Annotated in this window: 22 protein-coding genes, 1 tRNA gene and 1 pseudogene; 15 read left to right on the plus strand and 9 right to left on the minus strand. The window is 37.8% G+C overall.

Annotated elements, in window-relative coordinates:
• From V7137_RS22930 to V7137_RS22945, 4 genes and pseudogenes are all read left to right on the plus strand, one after another.
• Window positions 1-228 (plus strand): annotated as a pseudogene (locus V7137_RS22930) (hypothetical protein); the annotation flags it as partial.
• Between the two features lie 19 nt (window positions 229-247).
• Entirely contained in the window at window positions 248-886 is a 639-nt protein-coding gene (locus V7137_RS22935) for a GTP pyrophosphokinase (RefSeq protein ID WP_335700220.1), read from the plus strand.
• A gap of 50 nt (window positions 887-936) precedes the next feature.
• Window positions 937-1,731, plus strand: a complete 795-nt coding sequence (locus V7137_RS22940; protein WP_218350496.1) for an NAD kinase — start codon at window positions 937-939, stop codon at window positions 1,729-1,731.
• Between the two features lie 18 nt (window positions 1,732-1,749).
• On the plus strand, window positions 1,750-2,652 hold the full coding sequence (locus V7137_RS22945; protein WP_335700221.1) for an RluA family pseudouridine synthase: 903 nt from the start codon (window positions 1,750-1,752) through the stop codon (window positions 2,650-2,652).
• Between the two features lie 47 nt (window positions 2,653-2,699).
• Here V7137_RS22945 and prpE read toward each other — a convergent pair whose 3' ends face one another.
• Complete coding sequence (prpE, locus tag V7137_RS22950) at window positions 2,700-3,437, minus strand: bis(5'-nucleosyl)-tetraphosphatase PrpE (RefSeq protein ID WP_335700222.1); 738 nt, start codon at window positions 3,435-3,437, stop codon at window positions 2,700-2,702.
• Between the two features lie 94 nt (window positions 3,438-3,531).
• On the opposite strand from prpE, the gene V7137_RS22955 reads away from it, so the two are divergent.
• The 3 genes from V7137_RS22955 to V7137_RS22965 all read left to right on the plus strand — a co-directional run bounded on the left by V7137_RS22955 (window position 3,532) and on the right by V7137_RS22965 (window position 7,066).
• Window positions 3,532-5,391, plus strand: coding sequence for a monovalent cation:proton antiporter family protein (locus V7137_RS22955; protein ID WP_335700223.1), 1,860 nt, complete (start codon window positions 3,532-3,534; stop codon window positions 5,389-5,391).
• 102 nt (window positions 5,392-5,493) lie between these two features.
• A complete protein-coding gene (gene fabI / locus V7137_RS22960) occupies window positions 5,494-6,264 on the plus strand; it encodes an enoyl-ACP reductase FabI (RefSeq protein ID WP_218350492.1) in 771 nt (256 codons plus the stop codon).
• A 274-nt stretch (window positions 6,265-6,538) separates the two neighbouring features.
• Window positions 6,539-7,066 (plus strand): CotO family spore coat protein, encoded by a 528-nt coding sequence (locus V7137_RS22965; protein ID WP_218350491.1) that lies wholly within the window; start codon window positions 6,539-6,541, stop codon window positions 7,064-7,066.
• 44 nt (window positions 7,067-7,110) lie between these two features.
• Here the strand turns inward: V7137_RS22965 and V7137_RS22970 are convergent, their stop codons facing one another.
• Window positions 7,111-7,620, minus strand: a complete 510-nt coding sequence (locus V7137_RS22970; RefSeq protein ID WP_335700224.1) for a CotY/CotZ family spore coat protein — start codon at window positions 7,618-7,620, stop codon at window positions 7,111-7,113.
• A gap of 145 nt (window positions 7,621-7,765) precedes the next feature.
• On the opposite strand from V7137_RS22970, the gene V7137_RS22975 reads away from it, so the two are divergent.
• The 7 genes from V7137_RS22975 (at window position 7,766) to V7137_RS23005 (ending at window position 11,513) form a co-directional block, all read left to right on the plus strand.
• Complete coding sequence (locus V7137_RS22975; protein WP_335700225.1) at window positions 7,766-8,122, plus strand: DUF1360 domain-containing protein; 357 nt, start codon at window positions 7,766-7,768, stop codon at window positions 8,120-8,122.
• 380 nt (window positions 8,123-8,502) lie between these two features.
• A complete protein-coding gene (locus V7137_RS22980; RefSeq protein ID WP_335700226.1) occupies window positions 8,503-8,970 on the plus strand; it encodes a YhcN/YlaJ family sporulation lipoprotein in 468 nt (155 codons plus the stop codon).
• A 16-nt stretch (window positions 8,971-8,986) separates the two neighbouring features.
• Window positions 8,987-9,466, plus strand: a complete 480-nt coding sequence (gene spoVAC, locus V7137_RS22985; protein WP_218350487.1) for a stage V sporulation protein AC — start codon at window positions 8,987-8,989, stop codon at window positions 9,464-9,466.
• On the plus strand, window positions 9,467-10,492 hold the full coding sequence (spoVAD, locus tag V7137_RS22990) for a stage V sporulation protein AD (protein ID WP_335700227.1): 1,026 nt from the start codon (window positions 9,467-9,469) through the stop codon (window positions 10,490-10,492). It begins immediately after the preceding gene.
• Between the two features lie 4 nt (window positions 10,493-10,496).
• Window positions 10,497-10,853 (plus strand): stage V sporulation protein AE, encoded by a 357-nt coding sequence (gene spoVAE / locus V7137_RS22995; RefSeq protein ID WP_335700228.1) that lies wholly within the window; start codon window positions 10,497-10,499, stop codon window positions 10,851-10,853.
• A gap of 107 nt (window positions 10,854-10,960) precedes the next feature.
• Complete coding sequence (locus V7137_RS23000; RefSeq protein ID WP_218350484.1) at window positions 10,961-11,089, plus strand: YjcZ family sporulation protein; 129 nt, start codon at window positions 10,961-10,963, stop codon at window positions 11,087-11,089.
• A 169-nt stretch (window positions 11,090-11,258) separates the two neighbouring features.
• Window positions 11,259-11,513 carry a stage VI sporulation protein F gene (locus tag V7137_RS23005; RefSeq protein WP_218350483.1) on the plus strand — a complete coding sequence of 85 codons (255 nt, stop codon included), beginning with the start codon at window positions 11,259-11,261 and terminating at the stop codon, window positions 11,511-11,513.
• Window positions 11,514-11,539: 26 nt separating this feature from the next.
• Here the strand turns inward: V7137_RS23005 and V7137_RS23010 are convergent, their stop codons facing one another.
• The 5 genes from V7137_RS23010 to V7137_RS23030 all read right to left on the minus strand — a co-directional run bounded on the left by V7137_RS23010 (window position 11,540) and on the right by V7137_RS23030 (window position 16,098).
• Window positions 11,540-13,840, minus strand: coding sequence for an ATP-dependent helicase (locus V7137_RS23010; RefSeq protein ID WP_335700229.1), 2,301 nt, complete (start codon window positions 13,838-13,840; stop codon window positions 11,540-11,542).
• 132 nt (window positions 13,841-13,972) lie between these two features.
• The gene (locus tag V7137_RS23015) at window positions 13,973-14,395 is read right to left on the minus strand and encodes a GNAT family N-acetyltransferase (protein ID WP_335700230.1); all 423 of its coding nucleotides are present in this window, start codon (window positions 14,393-14,395) and stop codon (window positions 13,973-13,975) included.
• Window positions 14,396-14,400: 5 nt separating this feature from the next.
• Window positions 14,401-14,913 carry a YjcG family protein gene (locus V7137_RS23020; protein ID WP_218345918.1) on the minus strand — a complete coding sequence of 171 codons (513 nt, stop codon included), beginning with the start codon at window positions 14,911-14,913 and terminating at the stop codon, window positions 14,401-14,403.
• 137 nt (window positions 14,914-15,050) lie between these two features.
• Window positions 15,051-15,773, minus strand: a complete 723-nt coding sequence (locus V7137_RS23025; RefSeq protein ID WP_335700231.1) for an alpha/beta hydrolase — start codon at window positions 15,771-15,773, stop codon at window positions 15,051-15,053.
• Between the two features lie 100 nt (window positions 15,774-15,873).
• A complete protein-coding gene (locus tag V7137_RS23030; protein ID WP_335700232.1) occupies window positions 15,874-16,098 on the minus strand; it encodes a hypothetical protein in 225 nt (74 codons plus the stop codon).
• A 200-nt stretch (window positions 16,099-16,298) separates the two neighbouring features.
• Between V7137_RS23030 and V7137_RS23035 the strand changes: the two genes are divergently transcribed.
• Window positions 16,299-16,371: transfer RNA gene (locus V7137_RS23035), tRNA-Val, on the plus strand.
• Between the two features lie 108 nt (window positions 16,372-16,479).
• Here V7137_RS23035 and V7137_RS23040 read toward each other — a convergent pair.
• Together V7137_RS23040 and V7137_RS23045 are read right to left on the minus strand one after the other, a co-directional pair.
• Window positions 16,480-17,607, minus strand: a complete 1,128-nt coding sequence (locus V7137_RS23040; protein WP_335700233.1) for a site-specific integrase — start codon at window positions 17,605-17,607, stop codon at window positions 16,480-16,482.
• A 138-nt stretch (window positions 17,608-17,745) separates the two neighbouring features.
• Entirely contained in the window at window positions 17,746-17,937 is a 192-nt protein-coding gene (locus V7137_RS23045) for a helix-turn-helix domain-containing protein (protein ID WP_335700234.1), read from the minus strand.
• Window positions 17,938-18,330 lie beyond the last annotated feature (393 nt).

The raw sequence follows: 18,330 nt of genomic DNA on the forward strand, positions 1-18,330 counted from the left end.
ATGGAAGATAAAGATGATTATACATATATCGTTTTACATCAACAAATCTGGCCACTCTTGAAAACGGCAGAGGAAAATAAGTTATCTGTTTGGGTTACTTTTAATGAAGGGCAAAAAGAACTAATTAACTTCCATGAAGAATTTAATTATGTATTAACAAATATTAAAGGTAATAGTAATTATGGGAAAGAAATGGTTACGAAAGTAGAGAGTATTTTCTTAACATAATTTGTTTTGAGGTGAAATTATGAAGCATTGGGACCAATTTCTATCCCCATATAAACAAGCTGTTGCAGAATTAAAAGTAAAATTAAAGGGAATGAGGGGGCAATTCGACTTTGATGCTACTCATTCACCCATTGAATTTGTTACAGGAAGAGTAAAACCAATCGCAAGTATACTTGACAAGGCAAATCAAAAAGGAATTCCACTTGAAAGATTAGAAATGGAGATGCAGGATATCGCTGGATTGCGGATTATGTGTCAGTTTGTTGATGATATCCATACAGTTGTCAATTTATTACACAATCGAAATGATTTTGAAATTGTAGAGGATAGGGATTATATATCACATAAAAAGACTAGCGGATACCGGTCTTACCATGTAGTTATTTCTTATCCTGTTCAAACCATTCATGGGGAAAAGAAAATTTTAGCTGAAATCCAAATCCGAACACTTGCAATGAATTTTTGGGCGACAATTGAACATACATTGAGCTATAAGTACAAGGGGGTTTTCCCAAGTGATATTCAAATGAGACTGAAGAGAGCGGCAGAAGCAGCGTTTCGATTAGATGAGGAAATGTCATTGATTCGGGGTGAAATTCAGGAAGCCCAGGCCTTTTTTACGAGAAAGAAAGAATTGAAACAAGAAGAGAAGGATTGATTACATAACCATCTAATTTATAAGCCATTCAGCACAAGGAGCCGAAAATTATGAAATTTGCGATTACTTCAAAAGGAGATCAAAAGTCCAATATATTAATGCATAAAATGAGGACCTATTTACTTGATTTTGATCTTATTTACGATGAAGACCAGCCTGATATTGTTGTATCGATAGGTGGTGACGGCACACTACTTTATGCATTTCATCGCTATAGCAGCCGTTTAGATAAAACTGCTTTTGTTGGAATACATACGGGGCATCTTGGGTTTTATGCAGATTGGATTCCAGATGAAATTGAAAAACTAGTGATTGCGATTGCTAAAACACCTTATCAAGTAGTTGAATACCCGCTATTAGAGGTCATAATCCGTTATTCTCATGCAGGGAAGGAATCTAGGTATCTCGCCTTAAATGAATCCACCGTAAAAAGTGTCGAGGGGACGCTTGTGATGGATGCGGAGATTCGCGGACAACATTTCGAACGGTTCCGTGGTGACGGTTTATGTGTGTCAACTCCATCAGGTAGTACTGCCTATAATAAGGCCCTTGGCGGGGCGATCATCCATCCATCGATTTCGGCCCTTCAAATTGCTGAAATGGCATCGATTAATAATAAAGTTTTTAGAACAATTGGCTCGCCGTTAATTCTTCCAGCCCATCATACTTGTATGCTTAAACCAGTTAATCGGTCGGATTTTCAAGTGACCATTGACCACCTGACATTGCTTCATAAAGATGTAAAATCGATTCAATTTAGGGTACCAGACGAAAAAATCCGGTTTGCTCGCTTCCGGCCGTTTCCGTTTTGGAAAAGAGTTCATGATTCGTTTATATCAGATTAAGAGGCAGGTATCGTTGTAATGTTGCTGCGATTTCAAATGAAGTGGGTCATTGGGGAAAGCGATGCTGGAAAACTTGTAAGGGATTTTTTAAAAGAGGAAGAAATTTCTCGGACGGCATTAACAGATATCAAGTTCAAGGGCGGTCATATCCAAGTAAATGGAGAAGAAGTAAACGTCCGGTATCGGTTAGCTATGAGCGATGAATTAACTGTTATTTTTCCAAGCGAAAGTCCTGCTGAGGGCTTACTGGGCGAAAACATTCCATTAGCGATTCTATATGAAGATGAGTATTTGCTGGTAGTAAATAAACCGGCAGGTATGAACACGATTCCATCTCGAGAACATCCTTCTGGCAGTTTGGCTAATGGGCTGGTTGGCTATTATCAGCGCAGTGGTCTGCAGGCTACTACTCACATTGTCACTCGCCTTGACAGGGATACTTCCGGAATTGTATTAATTGCTAAACATCGTCATGTACATCATTTGTTTAGTATGATGCAGCGTAGTGGTCAAGTTAAGCGGACATATGAGGCATTTGCGGAGGGCAGGATCCCCTTAGACAATGGTACGATAATAGCGCCAATTGGACGTAAAGACGACAGTATTATTGAAAGAGAAGTTCGAGCGGATGGGCAATATGCGTGTACCCATTATCAAGTGCTTGCAAGGCATCGGGCATTTACTTATTTAGAACTTGTCCTTGAAACTGGGCGAACGCACCAAATTAGAGTCCATTTGTCATATTTGAAACATCCATTGCTTGGTGACGATTTGTATGGAGGAGGTTTATCGTTCATTGAACGACAGGCCCTTCATTGTAGAAAGATAAAATTTCTTCATCCCTTTTTAAAAAAAGAAATGATGTTTACCGCACCACTCCCTAGAGATATGGGTGATTTATTAAAGGCTGACCTACTTTAAGAGGCAGCCTTTTGTTTTTCATATTTAGGTTATTTGAAATTACCTTTTCAATCAAATTGTTTAAATTTTTCCTCAACATATGGCATAGTAGATTTAACTGAAACTAATTCCATTTCAGGATATCTTAAGGCTGTAAGTTTCCCGCCAAAAACTGCACCTGTATCAATATTATAAGTATTATTTATGAACCTGGGCTCTTGAACGGGAGTATGTCCATATATAATACATGGTTCTCCATGATACTCTTTGGCCCAATCTCTTCTAATCGGTGATCCATCCGGATGCTTTTTACCTGTAATATCACCATAAAGGACAAATTCCTTAACTTTTCCATGGGATTGTCCGATAAATTCTTCTTTAATTCCTGCATGGGCGATAATCAGCTTCTTGTTGTCTAATACTAAATAGAGTGGTGCTTTTTCATATAGTTCGATAAATTTTTTTCGAATGGATTGCTGGTCTTTCTTATATAATGATTCATATTCCGCAACGGTTGTTTCAAGCCCATGTGCAATCTGAACTTTGTTGCCAAGGAAGAAACGGTAAAGCTTATTACAATGATTTCCAGGTGTGTAATAAGCTTTTTTTTCTTCCATCACCAACTTCCATACGATATCGATTACATCAAGTGAGGCAGGCCCACGGTCTGTTAAATCACCAAGAAATCCAAGCACTCTGGTTTCATGTCTCGGTAATCCGTTCTCCCATTTATAGCCCAACTTCATTGTGAGTTCCTTTAATTCAGCTAAACAGCCATGTATATCACCGATTACATCAATTTTCATTGGATCAACTCCTTATTTACTCATATTTTTAGTAGTAGTGTTTGTTTTTATAAACGGATTTCGTACCTTTATATAATGAAAGGAGTATATTTTTATGGAGCAGCATGTTTCTATTATTTCTTTATTAATTGTTGTTACGATGGCATTTTTAACTCCTATTCTTTTACACCGGTTTAAATTGAATTATATTCCAGTAGTCGTCGCTGAAATCATAATGGGACTTTTCATAGGAAAAAGTGGTTTCGATGTGGTTCATGAAGATATTTGGCTCTCAACCTTATCAACCCTCGGTTTTATTTTTCTCATGTTTTTAAGCGGGCTTGAAATTGACTTTAATGCCTTTTCTGGAGGTAATAAGCGTAAGGTCCTTCCAAATGGGAAAAAGGAGCCCAACTCATTTGTAGTGGCATCATTAGTGTTTGCAGGTATTTTTATCTTCTCACTTGGTTTATCGATTTTGTTTGTCATGGCAGGTTTCATTGATAATGCTTTTTTAATGACATTAATCATTTCGACCATATCCTTGGGAGTAGTAGTACCAACCTTAAAAGAGGCCCATTTGATGAAAACGGTCATTGGTCAAATTATCTTATTAGTTGCAGTTATTGCAGATTTAGTGACGATGATCTTGCTTGCTGTCTTTGTTTCCCTAAATGAATCCGGTCATGGAAATACATGGTTGTTACTTATTTTGTTCGCAGCAGGAATCGTACTTTATTTCCTTGGCAAAAGATTTAAAAATCGTACGTTTATGGAATCACTATCAACGGGGACCGTCCAAATTGGAACACGGGCAGTTTTCACACTCATCATCGTTTTGGTTGGTTTGTCTGAAACAGTAGGTGCAGAAAATATCTTGGGTGCATTCTTAGCTGGTGTTCTTGTTTCGTTGTTATCACCTAACCAAGAGCTTGTACATAAATTAGATTCATTCGGTTATGGATTTTTGATTCCGATCTTTTTTGTAATGGTAGGTGTAAATCTTGATATTTGGTCTCTATTCAGCGAAAAAAAACTTTTGTTATTAATACCGCTTTTACTAGCAGGATTGCTTTTTTCTAAACTTATACCAGTATATCTATTGAAAAGTTGGTATGATATAAAAACCGTCATTGCATCCGGATTTTTGCTTACATCTACTCTTTCCCTTGTCATAGCGGCAGCGACAATTGGCGAAAGACTAGGAATCATAACAGCGGAGATGAGTGGAACACTAATACTAGTGGCAGTACTTACTTCTATTTTTACACCAATTGTTTTTAAAAAGCTATTTCCTAAAGAAGTAGTTGCTAATAAAAAGGTCAATGTTGCCTTCTTAGGTGCCAATCAGACTACTTTGCCAGTTTCTCGAGAATTAAAGTCAGGACTATATGATCCAATCCTCTATCATACGCCAATGGAGAAATCAGAAAAGCAAATTGCCCATTCACTATTTGAAATAGTTGAAATTCCAGATTATTCGTTGGCAACGTTGGAGAATACAGAAGTTTTTCAGTCAGAGATTGTCGTGATTTCAACTGGTGACGAGAAGATCAATGCAGCATTGGCGATTGCTGCGAAAGAAAAGGGGAAATCTAGGATCATTGCACGGATTGAAAGCCCAGATTTAGAGGAACATTTACGGGCACATAATATTGAAGTGTTTTCTACCTTTATGTCAACAAAAGTATTACTCCGGGCGCTGATTGAATCACCAACCGTGATAAATATACTCACAAATCAAGAAACAGGACTTTATGAAATTGTCATGAAGAATAGCCAATTTGATGGGATGTCCTTACGAAAATTTCCTTTTACAGGCGATATTATTTTTGTACGGATTTTTCGGGGCAAGGATTCCATCGTCCCACATGGAGATACAGAATTGGAGATGAATGATCGTTTGATAGTAACTGGCTCGATAGAGTATGTAGATGAGTTAAAACGCGAGCTGGAATTCTGTGAAATCTGTTAGTGGATTATTGATTTGTTGTTGAACTTTCCATTTATCGCAAATTAGTGTAAAATTAGTACCAAGTACTAATATCATGTGTAACTGTAGGAGGACTTTTTCGATATGAATCTTTCTTTAACTGGAAAAACATACGTAGTAATGGGTGTTGCCAATAAACGTAGTATTGCTTGGGGGATTGCCCGCTCGCTTCACAATGCAGGAGCAAGATTAATTTTTACTTATGCAGGTGAAAGGCTAGAAAGCAGTGTCCGTGAACTGGCTGGTTCTTTAGAAGCTGAAGGAACAATTGTATTACCTTGTGATGTAACAAGCGATGAAGAAGTGGCCAAGTGCTTTGCTGAAATCAAAGAAACTGTGGGATCCATTCATGGAGTAGCACACTGCATTGCATTTGCAAATAAAGAAGAACTAAGCGGAGAGTATTTAAATACAACTAGAGAGGGCTTCTTGCTCGCTCACAATATTAGTTCGTATTCCTTAACTGCCGTGGCGAAAGAGGCACGGGGATTAATGACTGAAGGAGGAAGCATTGTTACCTTAACGTACTTAGGTGGTGAACGTGCAATCCAGAACTATAATGTTATGGGTGTGGCGAAAGCTTCTCTAGACGCTAGTGTACGGTACTTAGCCGCAGATCTTGGTAAAGAAAACATTCGTGTCAATTCAATTTCTGCAGGTCCAATCCGAACATTATCTGCAAAAGGAATAAGTGATTTTAATTCAATCCTAAAAGAAATAGAGGAAAGAGCACCATTACGTAGAGCAACCACTCCAGAAGAAGTTGGCGACACAGCTGTATTCCTATTCAGTGATCTTTCACGAGGAATTACTGGAGAAAACATTCACGTTGATTCTGGATATCATATACTATAAAGCGGAAGCGCCCGTATAGCGTCGTAAGGACTGGAGCGCTTCGACTGAGATAAAATTTTTACTTGAAGAGCGAAGTCCACTAGACGCTAGGCGCTAGACAGCTATCAAGGTTCAAAATTTATATTATATTCCGGATAAAAGGAAGGCCCGTATTTATTGCGGGTCTTTTATTAATGTAGAAACTTTTCTCTTAAAGTTGCATTTTTCAGTGACCTGTATGGGCTTCCAGCATAAATATAATGTGAAGGATTACGTTAATGGAGGTGCCCTAAACATGTCGAAAAAAATGAGCAAGGGACCCTTGCTCTATATCCACCAGCCGTTTTCAAGACCCCCTGCCACGAACATGCAGGAAACATACACAATCAAACAAGAACTAATCGAACAGGAGGAAGAAAATCCTAGCGAGGAAGAAGGTAAAAAGAAACTCTCGCTTGCAAAACAGGAACTAGTCCCAGAACAGATAAAAAAAGGCGTAAAGAAAGAAGAAAATTCGTCACCAACACGACACATGAAATCACTGGCATCACCGACACAGTTTCAGGATAAGAAGAGGACATCACTTAATCGGGTAAAGCCTTTTAAACAAATGAATTTAGGAGAAAGGTTAGATTATTTACTTAATTATCCAAAGGCCCTTCCACCTGCTCCTTGTGTCTTTGTCACCGAGGAAAATAGCTACCAAGGTTATCTAATGGAATACGATGGTCAAAATGTGACGATTCGATTTCATGATCAAACAACGAAAAGCGTGCCAGTTCATGCCCTTAAAAATGTGATGTTGATTGGAATTAGGAAATAGCTAAAAAATAAAAAAAGCCAGCCGTTTTCCGACTGGCTATAATATTAATTACAAATTCCTAAGTTAACATCTGCAATACATTGCACTGCACAGAAGCACTTTAAGTCAACGGTAATGCAGTCGTTACTTGCACGGAATCGTTCAACCTGACATACTTTATCTAGATTGATGCAGCATTTATCTCCGCCAGAAATCAAGTTAACTGGACAGAAGGTACCACCCTCGCGGCGTCCTGGAACTAACACACGAAGTGTAGCACAGCAGTTGTCAAATACATCTTCGACGCGGAAGTAGATAGATACACATGCATTGTTTTCGTTACTAAAGAATGCATGGAATGGAGAACCATCCGCAGTACTTAGTACAAATACGCGAGTATCGACAGGATCTCTCCGCGCTGGTGAAACCAATGACCCTAGAGGCTCATTGAAACAACTGGAACACTCTGGGCAATCGTTTTCTTCTACTGCATTGTCTTGGATATCTTTAATGGCACGAACGACTTCGCAAACGCAATTCCCTTTACGAAAATCATGATCATTTCCACAACCCATTATTTTTCCTCCTTAATCCGATATATATCTTACATTATTAACATATTTAATGGAGCACTTTTGGGACACGGACAATAGCCTTATTTAAGGAAATTAGGCTAATAAAATGCTTTGAAAGGATGAAAGGAAGAAAGGACCGTACAACATGAAAATAACCTTATTAAACCTGCTTCTTCTAACTCTGGCGAGCTTTAGGCTGACAAGGTTACTTGTTTTTGATAAAATAACCGAATTTATTCGGGTTCCTTTTTTTAATGAGATAAAAGAAGAAATGGAGGATGGAGAAATCGAGGTTTATTACCTTCCGAAAGAAAAGGGGGTCAAAAAATTTTTCGGAGAACTTCTTAGCTGTTATTGGTGTACGGGGATATGGGCTTCCACTGGTATTGTTAGTCTCTCACTTCTATACCCAGACTTTTCATTCCCAATTATCTTAATTTTAGGGGTAGCAGGATTTGCTTCCATTTTGGAGTCCATAGTGCAGTATTTTATCGAAAAATAGTGGTGTCCGCTGAGACAAGACTTATAGGTTGTTCATATTCTGTTATTAGAAGACTAAGTATTGACAGCAAGGGAGAGAAGAAAATGGGACAAAAGAAAAGGAGAACTCAATCCACTGAGAATACTCAATCAACACAATCATCCCAGTCAACTTACATGTATCAACCTTCGAAATCCATAAAGCAAAAAGGATCAGGTTGTGGCTGCGGTAAAAAAACTTCAAGATAAGTGAAAAGAAACTGTCAGAATAGTTGCTGGCAGTTTTTTTTATGCCTGCTTAGGCCAAATATAATTTCAAAGCTCTTACTCATAATTTTTATCAATGTCGAAAAAACTACATAGTAGTGGTATTTATAAAATGGAACAAGGGATGGGATTCATATGAGAGCAATTCATCGCTGGGTAATATTTGCTTGTTTATTCTTTCTTTCCTCCTGTAATCAAAACCTACAGGTTAAGGATAGTCATTTAACTCTTATGAAAACAACGAATCCTAGCCCGCTTGTAACACAAAAGAATAAAAGTAAAGATCATGTAAAAAAGATTGAGCAGGATGTAAACTCGGTTCCACAATTATATGATGTGGCCGTAGTTAAAGGGAAAAAAGATACACTAGTTGTATATAAGGTTAAGCATCTGCATCGATTTAGAATGAAAAAAATTGAGAAAGACGTCAACAAAATGCTTGAAGAAAAATATCCGGATGAGAACTTTACGATCTCTAGTGACTATAAAATTTTCCTAGAAACAGTAAGACTCGAAGAGAGAATGAAATCCTCTAAATTTACACATCAGAAAGCTGAAAAACGGTTTAACCAAATCGTTAAAATGACGAAAGATATGAAGTAAGAAAGGAAGAATAAAGATGGCAACGAGTAAGCAAAAAAACATGACGCCCCAACAGCGCAAATATCAACAACTTCAACAAAAGCATGAAATAAAACGGCCTGTTCTGAAGAACTGTATTAAGGCATTTTTTGTTGGCGGAATTATTTGTGTGATCGGTCAAGCCATCAGTTATTTTTATATTTATTTTTTTGATTTTACCGAACAGAGTGTAGGAAATCCAACTGTGGCAACAATGGTCTTCTTATCTATGTTATTAACTGGATTTGGAGTTTACGATCGACTTGGGCAGTTTGCCGGAGCAGGAAGTGCTGTACCCGTGACTGGCTTTGGAAATGCTGTAATATCAGCGGCTATTGAGCATCGAACAGAAGGGTTTGTTTTAGGAGTAGGTGGAAATATGTTTAAGCTTGCTGGGTCAGTTATTCTTTTCGGTGTATTCTCGGCCTTTGTGGTTGCGCTGGTTAAAACACTGCTGGTGATTTGGGGGGTGTTGTAATTGTTAAAAGGGCACCAATCTTGGATTTTTACAAATCGACCAATGATCACCTCTACTGGTGTGACTGGTGGACCATTTGAAGCCAATTGTAATTTAGCAGAGGATTTTGATTTATTATATGAAGATTTATGGATGGGAAAGGAAACTTATGAAAAAGCGCATCGGTTATTATTAGAAGAAGCTATTAAAACAGCATTAAAAAAAAGAAATATTGATAAAGAACAGATCCAATTTTTATTTGCTGGAGATTTAATTAATCAAATAACACCAACAAGTTTTGCCGCAAGGACCATGCAGATTCCCTATTTCGGTCTTTTCGGGGCATGCTCAACATCAATGGAAGGGTTGGCACTAGCTTCATTTGTTGTTAATTACCAGGGAGCAAAGTACGTCTTAACGGGCGCATCAAGTCATAATGCAGCAGTTGAGAAGCAGTTTCGCTACCCAACTGAATATGGAGGTCAAAAGCCGCCGACTGCGCAATGGACAGTAACAGGGGCAGGAGTGGCACTAATTCAGCCTAATGAACCCGGACAGGTGCATCCAGTGACAACTTCAGCAACCATTGGAAAAGTGATCGATATGGGATTAACGGATCCATTTAATATGGGCGGGGCGATGGCACCAGCCGCAGCAGATACAATCATGGCCCATTTCCGTGATCTTCAATTAGACCCCTCTTATTATGATTTGATTGTTACTGGGGACTTAGGCAGGGTCGGTCATGATACAGCGTTTGAGTTAATTAACAAAAGTGGTCTTGAATTAGAACGAAAACAATTCCAGGATTGCGGGTTATTAATGTATAAGGATGATCAGCCAGTACAATCTGGGGGAAGTGGTGCAGGCTGCTCTGCAACAGCCTTGTATGGGCATCTATTGAACCAATTGAAAAAGGGTACATATAACCGGATCTTAGTAGTTGCAACAGGCGCATTGCTGTCCCCGCTCAGTTTTCAGCAAAACGAATCGATCCCATGTATTGCACATGCTGTAGCCATTGAAATGAATGGAAATAAGGGGTGATGATATGTTAGCTATGTTTTTTTGGGCATTTGTGATTGGCGGGCTAATCTGTGTAGTTGGGCAGCTATTGTTTGATGTCGCAAAGCTTACCCCTGGACATACACTGAGTTTACTTGTTGTTGTTGGCGCTATATTGGACGGTTTCGGTCTATATGAACCATTAGTTGACTTTGCTGGGGCAGGAGCTACCATTCCGATAACCAGCTTTGGCAACTCCTTAGTTCACGGGGCAATGCAGGATGCAGAAAAACATGGACTGATTGGCGTATTGACAGGGATGTTCCAGGTGACAAGTTCTGGAGTCTCAGCAGCGATTATTTTCGGATTTATTGGTGCATTAATTTTTAAACCTAAGGGATAAACTTCACATTTTTGATTGCAATTTACTGAAATAGATGTCGCGCCTACACACAGTACAAAGTAATTTCATATGTTATTAATGAGATTATAGAAGTGAGGTGACATTCTATGTTTGGATATGGCGGCTGCTGCGGCTACGGCGGTGGGTACGGCGGTGGGTTTGGCTACGGTTCAACTTTTGTATTAATCGTCGTATTATTCATCCTTTTAATCATTGTTGGTGCAAGCTTCTATTAATAAATAGTGCTTGCTTAAGGGAAGGGGTTGGCCTGATTAAGTGGCCAGCCCTTTCACCTTATATCCTAAAAAAGTGCCTAGGGGCGCGTACGCTTTTCCTATTTTATTCACCAAATTACCTATCCTTCATACAATAAAAGTAGTTTATGAAGGAGCGTGATCTTTGAATATGGATAATGGATTTTTTAAAAACATTGAAAAGAAAACCGGCGTTAATATGAAAGACATCTTTGAATTAGCTAATTCCTTACAAAATGCGAATTTTAAAGATGAAAAAACAGTCCGTAATGTGATCCGTAGAGTTTCTCAAATTGCCAATAAACCGGTGAGTAAGGAAATGGAGGATCAAATTGTTAAATCCATCGTTAACGATGGCAAACAGCTTGACCTCAATACGATTTCAAATATGATTAATAAAAAATAAAAAAGAAGAAGACCTCTTTCCTATTATTAGGAATCGGTCTTCTTCTTTTTAGTTAACGGCGCTATAAACCTCGAGCGATGAGCTTTTTTTCCACGTCTGTTTTCAGGAACGGAGATAAAAAGCTGGTCCTTGGCCCGAGTCATTGCCACGTAAAATAATCTTCTTTCTTCTTCAAGCGCAGTAAAGTCGCCATTTCGATAAGCTTCTAGAGAAAAATCGTGCGGCAAACTGCCATCGACGGCACCGATGATATAAACAATTTTGTATTCAAGTCCTTTCGAACGATGAATGGTACTAAGATGAATGGCTTCATGAAAATGTTTACTTAAATTTTTAATTTCTTTGTTCATAGCTGACATATGTTCGGAATGAGCTAGAAACGATTCAATTTTGTCGAAGCTTTTTGCAGCCACTTTCAAGTCTTTAAGATCATCAGAGCCTTTTTCAAGCTTATTCGACTCATTCCCGCGTTTTTTTAGGAAATCAAGAAAGCCAATATCTTTTTCGACTTTTTCAAGTGCTGTGTAAGGTGAGACATGCTTTAAGCCGCGAATTATTGTGACGGCTTTTTTTAATTTCTTTTCCTGAAAAGCATGCGCAGTGGTTACATGTGAAAGAGCCTCAAGTAGACTGCAATCCTTTAGGATGCTTTGAGCTTTTAATTCTTTAAGGACAGCTTGCTTAAGAAATAACAATGGCAAGATGTCAGACATTGCCTGTGGGTCATCTTCATTTAAGCTGACTTTTAAAAAGGAAAGAGCACTTCTCACGATATAACGGTCGTAAAAGGCTTCTGCATCCAAATCAATCTTAAAAGGAAGGTTGGATCCGGCCAATCTTTCAAACACCGCACGCGAGCCGGCATTGGTCCGATAGAGAATGGCGAAGTCGGAAGGGTTTGCTCCAAGGGATATCTGCTCTTGTATGTCAATGACAATCATCGTTGCTTCTTCCTCTTCATCATAGGGAAAAAATAACTGCGGCAGTATTCCTGAAGAAAACTGTGCCTTCATTTTCTTCGTCCGTCTCATTTTATTTGCTGCAATCATTTGGTTAGCAGACGAAACAATTTCGTGAGAAGATCGATAATTTTGATCAAGTGTAACAATCTTTGCATAAGGGAAATCTTTTTCAAACTCTAGCAAATAGCTAGGGTCACTGCCTCTAAACGAATATATGGCTTGATCGTCATCGCCAACTGCACAAACATTTTTATGTTTTGCGGATAATAGTTTGATGAGTTCATATTGGACTTTATTAATATCCTGAAACTCGTCAATTAAAAAATAATGAAACCGATTTTGATACAGCTCCAGTAAGGAAGGGGTTGAGGAAAACAGATGATAACAGCCAATCAGCATATCATCAAAATCAAATAAACCCTCGTTTTTCTTGTAATCTTCATATCTTTTATATAGAAAGACTGTTTTTTCTTCCCATTCTGAAGTGGGCTTCACCGCATCAGGCATGAGCAGAGAGTTTTTCCATAGACCGATTTGTTGAAGAGCTAAATCATAAGCGAATTCTTTTTCTGATAAGTCAAGTTCTTTCCCTGCTTCTTTCAGAATTTTGTCTCTCTGCCATTCTTTTTTTAATAGTTTGCTTGATGACCAATTATGTGAGTCGTGGAACATCAGAATGCGATAAAATATGCTGTGAAAGGTACCAGTAACAAGTTGATTAATTTGATCTCGCTGTATGTGCGGATAGGAAAGGAGGCGGTTCTTCATTTCAGCAGCTGCTTTTGATGTGAACGTAACGAGCATAATCGTCCTCGGATCGATCAGTTTGTCTACCAGCATATACGCTGTGCGTGCTGTTAACACCCGAGTTTTCCCACTCCCGGCACCGGCTAGTACTAATAGAGAGCCTTCTGTCTCTTTGACGGCGGCTACCTGACTATCATCAAGAACAACTCCATTATCTGCAAGTTGTTGTAAAAAGGGTGAAAGTTCTAACTGTTTCTCATTAATTCCAGGAGTAAACGGAACCGTGTATTCAATTGTTCTGGCGGCTTTGAAGTAATCAATATGTTGCGGGGTTTTTGTAATGGTTCTACCCTTTGGGATGCTAAATCCATTCAATTCAGAAGTTGTTTCTGATTCTGCTTTATCCAGTATGACAGAGGGCTCTGGACAATCTAGTTCAGGTGAATGTGTATGGAAAAAATGCGGTTCTTTGTGAATACCTAAAAACAAACGAACGTTTTCGTTGCAGATAGGACAATTCAATTGATCATTTTTTCCAGCGAGAAATATTTTCTGATATTGGTCCCTGCTTAACTGCTCTAGAACAATAGTTTGACTTTGATAAATTGCTGTTTTCATAATTTTTTATCCTCTATATCCAAAAATCAAGACATGATCTATCATATCAAAACCAAAGGGGAACTGAAAGGGGTTCATCCACATTGATGGAATTACCAAAAAAGCACTTGGAGCGCCAAGTGCTTTTTAAGGTTATATTTTTTTCACCATCGTTTGATGAGGAATTCCTGCATCCATAAATTCCTCGGAAACAACCTCATATCCAAGTCCAGCATAAAAAGGAATCGCATGGGTTTGGGCATTAAGCTTTAATTTATGAATATCGTTTTCACGTGCAAAGTTTTCAATCGAATCCATAATAGCTCTTCCTGCACCAATTTTTCTTGCCTCTTTCAAGACACAAATTCGTTCAACCTTCCCATATCCATCAACGAGACGAAAGCGGCCCGCACCAACTGGAGAACCATCGTGGTACATGATAAAATGTTTAGCTTCATCCTCGTAAGCATCGATTTCCTCTTCAAGTGGAACTGCTTGTTCTTCAACGAAAACGGTTTTCCTTACTGAATAGGCATCTTCAAGTTCTTTTTGGTTTTCAACAATCTTTACGGTCACTTAAACTATTCCTTTCCAAGACGAAATGTTTCATAAACGGTCCAGGATCCATTTTCTAATTGATAAAGAAGATGGAAGCGGTCAATCGTTTCTTCATGATCAATTTTGGTCATACGTAATGAGCCAAATACATCAGAGTGCTCATCATTGGATAGTTTTTGCCCAATGGTGATATGTGGAACAAACGCATAGTCTAAGTTTTGCTCTGTAAATTCTTGATTAACTTCATTATGCAAAGCAGTTAGTTCGTCTGTCTTGTCCACTTTAAAATAAATCACATTATTTACAGGCTGAAAAGAACTGATTTTTGAAGTTTTTAATGTAAATGCATGATGATCAGCTGCAACTCTTCGTAATTTATCAGCATATTCTTTTGCTTCTTCTTCGGACGCCTCAAAGGAATTTTTCAATGTAAGGTGAGGCGTAATTAAAGCGTAATGCGGGTCATAACGTTTTCGATAGGAATTAGCTAAATCCTGAAGTTTTTTTGATGGAAAAATAACAACTCCAAATTTCATACGTAAACCTCCGTTATAAGAAATATTTTTATAGAAAAATAAATGTTTTAATAAGTCTTCTATTATTATAACAAATTTTCTAAATTTATTAAACAATTTAAGTGGATGGTCTAAATTATGAGTCGATAGTTATAAGACTAAAATAACATTTTAAGTGCCCGTCTTAAATCAGGCTGCCAGTACGTCCAGGTATGGTCTCCGCTAAACTCTTCATAAAAATATGTAATTGGTTTATCTGAAATAATTTTTGAAAGCTCCCTGTTCGGAGTTAAGAAATCTTTTATCATGCCGTTTGTGGTCGGTACTTCCGTTTCTTGCTTCCCAATCACATGATAGAGTTGTAATAGCTGTCCCTCTGAGAAGTTCTTGACCGCATTCAATACATGTTCATCTACATATGGAGAATGCAGCAGGACTTTCCCAAATGTATGTGGGTATTGAAGTGCTGTCATTAAAGAAACGGCACCGCCTAGGGAGTCGCCAATAAGTGCTCTCGTCGAGCCCATTTGATAAGTAGGAAACTCTTGATCAAGAAAAGGAACTAATTCATGGGCTAGGAAACGGATGTATTGTTGATTCTGTGAGCCGCTGGGATGGTATTTCTTGCGGCGGTCTTCTACATCCTTATAGGGTACCCCAACAATGATTAAGTTTTCAATTTCTCTTTGAAAAAGAAACTCGTCTGCCAATCGCGCGATTCTGCCTAACTGAAAATAATCTTGGCCGTCCTGGGCAATTAACAGCGAGTATTTATAAAGCGGTGAGAAGTTTGCTGGCAGATAGACAAGGATCTGTATATCCTCTCCAAGTTCACCACTGTGAATGGTAAGTTCTTTGATGGTTCCTTTTGGAAACTCCATGTGATAATTCCCCCCATGATTCAATCTCTACCACTGCATTATAACAAAACTAAAGTGGAAATGCTTTCAATATTAAGGGGGCTGAATGAAAGTGTGAGGATTAGTGAAGGTAGCGGTGTTTGGTACGGGATTCAGGCAAAATGGATAATATATTTTCACGCTTAAAGGTACGTATTTGCTTTCGCAATAAACAATAAGCACGAATGTACTCTTCAGTTACTTCCCTTACAATCAAAGTCCGTTGCGAAAGCTCTTGATTTTCTGCAAGATAGATCATCTCGAGCGGTATATTTTCTTCAATTGAACGAATAAAAAGTCCATCCATGATCATCTCTCCTTTCTTCATTATAATACTATTATACCCGAACAATAGTTCTTTATTCAATAAAATTAGAACACGTGTTCCTGTTTATTATATCCATTGGTGATAAAGGTTTTTGTGAATAAAATGTTTTTAAGGAATACTAAAAATGGTATTGACATTTTTGGTCTTTTTACTATAATTAGATATGTAGTTAAATAAGAGATCTGTTAGCTCAGTTGGGAGAGCGCAACCTTGACAGGGTTGAGGTCGGGGGTTCGAACCCCTCACAGGTCATCAGATTTTGAAAGGCTGAAATCCTTGATTACTCAAGGGTTTCAGCTTTTTTTATTTTTATTTTTCCTTCTATGTTGCCGTTGAAGATAGAATTTGCTAACGTTTTTGCTAACACGGTAGTTGAACAGCTTTTTGAAAGATATCAGCCACCTCGTTATCAACATTTGGAACTAAATGAGCGTATGTCTCTAATGTAATTCTAGGATTGGAGTGCCCCAAACGAGCTGATATTTTGACAATATCAACGCCCTCATTAATTAGAATAGAAGCGTGGGTGTGTCGAATATCGTGAAACCTAATCTGAATAACGTTGACGGATTCACGAATACGTTTCATAACTCTTAACACATTCCGCGGATCTTGTGTAGAACCAGTCTCAGTACAAATAACTAAGTCCTGATCTTGAAAAGCTTCTCCAAGCCGTTTTTTCCATCTCTCTTGAAGTTCCTTTTGAGCAAATAAATCATTTAATATGTCATCTGAAAAGGGTATTTGACGTATAGACTTTACGGTTTTTGGAGTTGTTAAGAAATAACCTTCGTTTGGAATGTAAGAAAGTGTTCTTTGTACCTGGATGACTTTTTTTTCGTAGTCAATATCGCTCCATTTTAGGCCAAGAATTTCGCCTTTTCTCATTCCAGTATAAATAGCTAATTTAAAAGTCAAATACTGAGATTCTCCTTTGCACGCCTTTAGAAAAGTATGAATTTCATTGATTGACCATATTTTCATTTCCTCTCTTTTAACGGCTGGTGGAGTAGCATTTAATACCGGGTTGACCGAGATTCTTCCCCATTTTACAGCTTGTTCAAATGCTTGATTCAACAACTGGTGTAATTTTTTTATACTACTTGCACTGTATTCCTCATCAATTTTAAGGTCATAAAAAGTATCGATATCTTCAGTTGTAATTTTTGAAAGAGGCTTCTGAGCAAAGGGATTTTCTCTTATTAAATGTTTATCCAATACATATTTCCTACTGGAAGCTGTAGTCTCCTTAATTCGTTTTTTATAATGGGTGAACCAATGCTCTATATAGGAGGAAAATATTTCTTTGCTAGGCTCTTTGTATCCGTTATTATCTACTTCAGCTAGAAACTTTCGTGCAGCTGCTTGAGCATCCTTTTTAAGTGGAAAACCTCCTTTTGATACTTGTTTACTTTTACCGGTAACAGGATCTTTTACCCGAACCATATACGTCCAGGTTTTTCCCCTTTTATAGGCGTATTCACTCATTTTACTTACCTCCAACATTTTCTATTTATTCGTGTCAGTAGAAAGGTAAGCAAGTGGTCTAATTAAATTTTACCACTTTTTTACCATTTCTTTTAAAGTAAACTGAAATTCTTCTCAGCGAAGTTTTAATTGCTATTTTCAACTAGCTTGTTGTTTTGATAGCCATAAAAAAAACTGATCTTTTAAGACTCTTTTACTTCGCCCGATTTTGATTAGTGGAAACGAATCTTGATCCATCAATTCATATGCTGTTGGTTTGGAAACACTTAATATATCCGCAATGTGCGATGCTGTTAGGATAATAGGATAATCTTCAATATTATTAAACATATTTTTCGCCTCTTTCTTAGATTAATAGAATTTATTTATGTTAACTTATTTTACCGAGGTCATTATATTTTTCTTATTTTTGTTATTTTTGTTTTTTCAAGAGCTAGTGATATTTCTTTTTATTAAAATAATTTTGAATATTATATAAATTTTTTTAACATATGGCTTAGTCGATTTGAAGGAAATCTAAATTCGCCAAGCAAAGGACTATGAACGGACATATCTAATTACCCGAAAATAGTAAAAAATAACCAACCCTCTGCATTAGCATTATTCTTCTTCCACTTATCTGAACCATTAGCTAAATAATAAAAAAGATGCTGCCGCAGCAACACCACGAGGATCGCTGCCGCGGTCTTTTTTCTTTTTCAACTAACACGATCAGTTTAGTTA

It is taken from the genome of Neobacillus drentensis (genome assembly GCF_036962765.1).
GTDB classification, from domain to species: Bacteria; Bacillota; Bacilli; order Bacillales; family Cytobacillaceae; genus Neobacillus; species Neobacillus drentensis_C.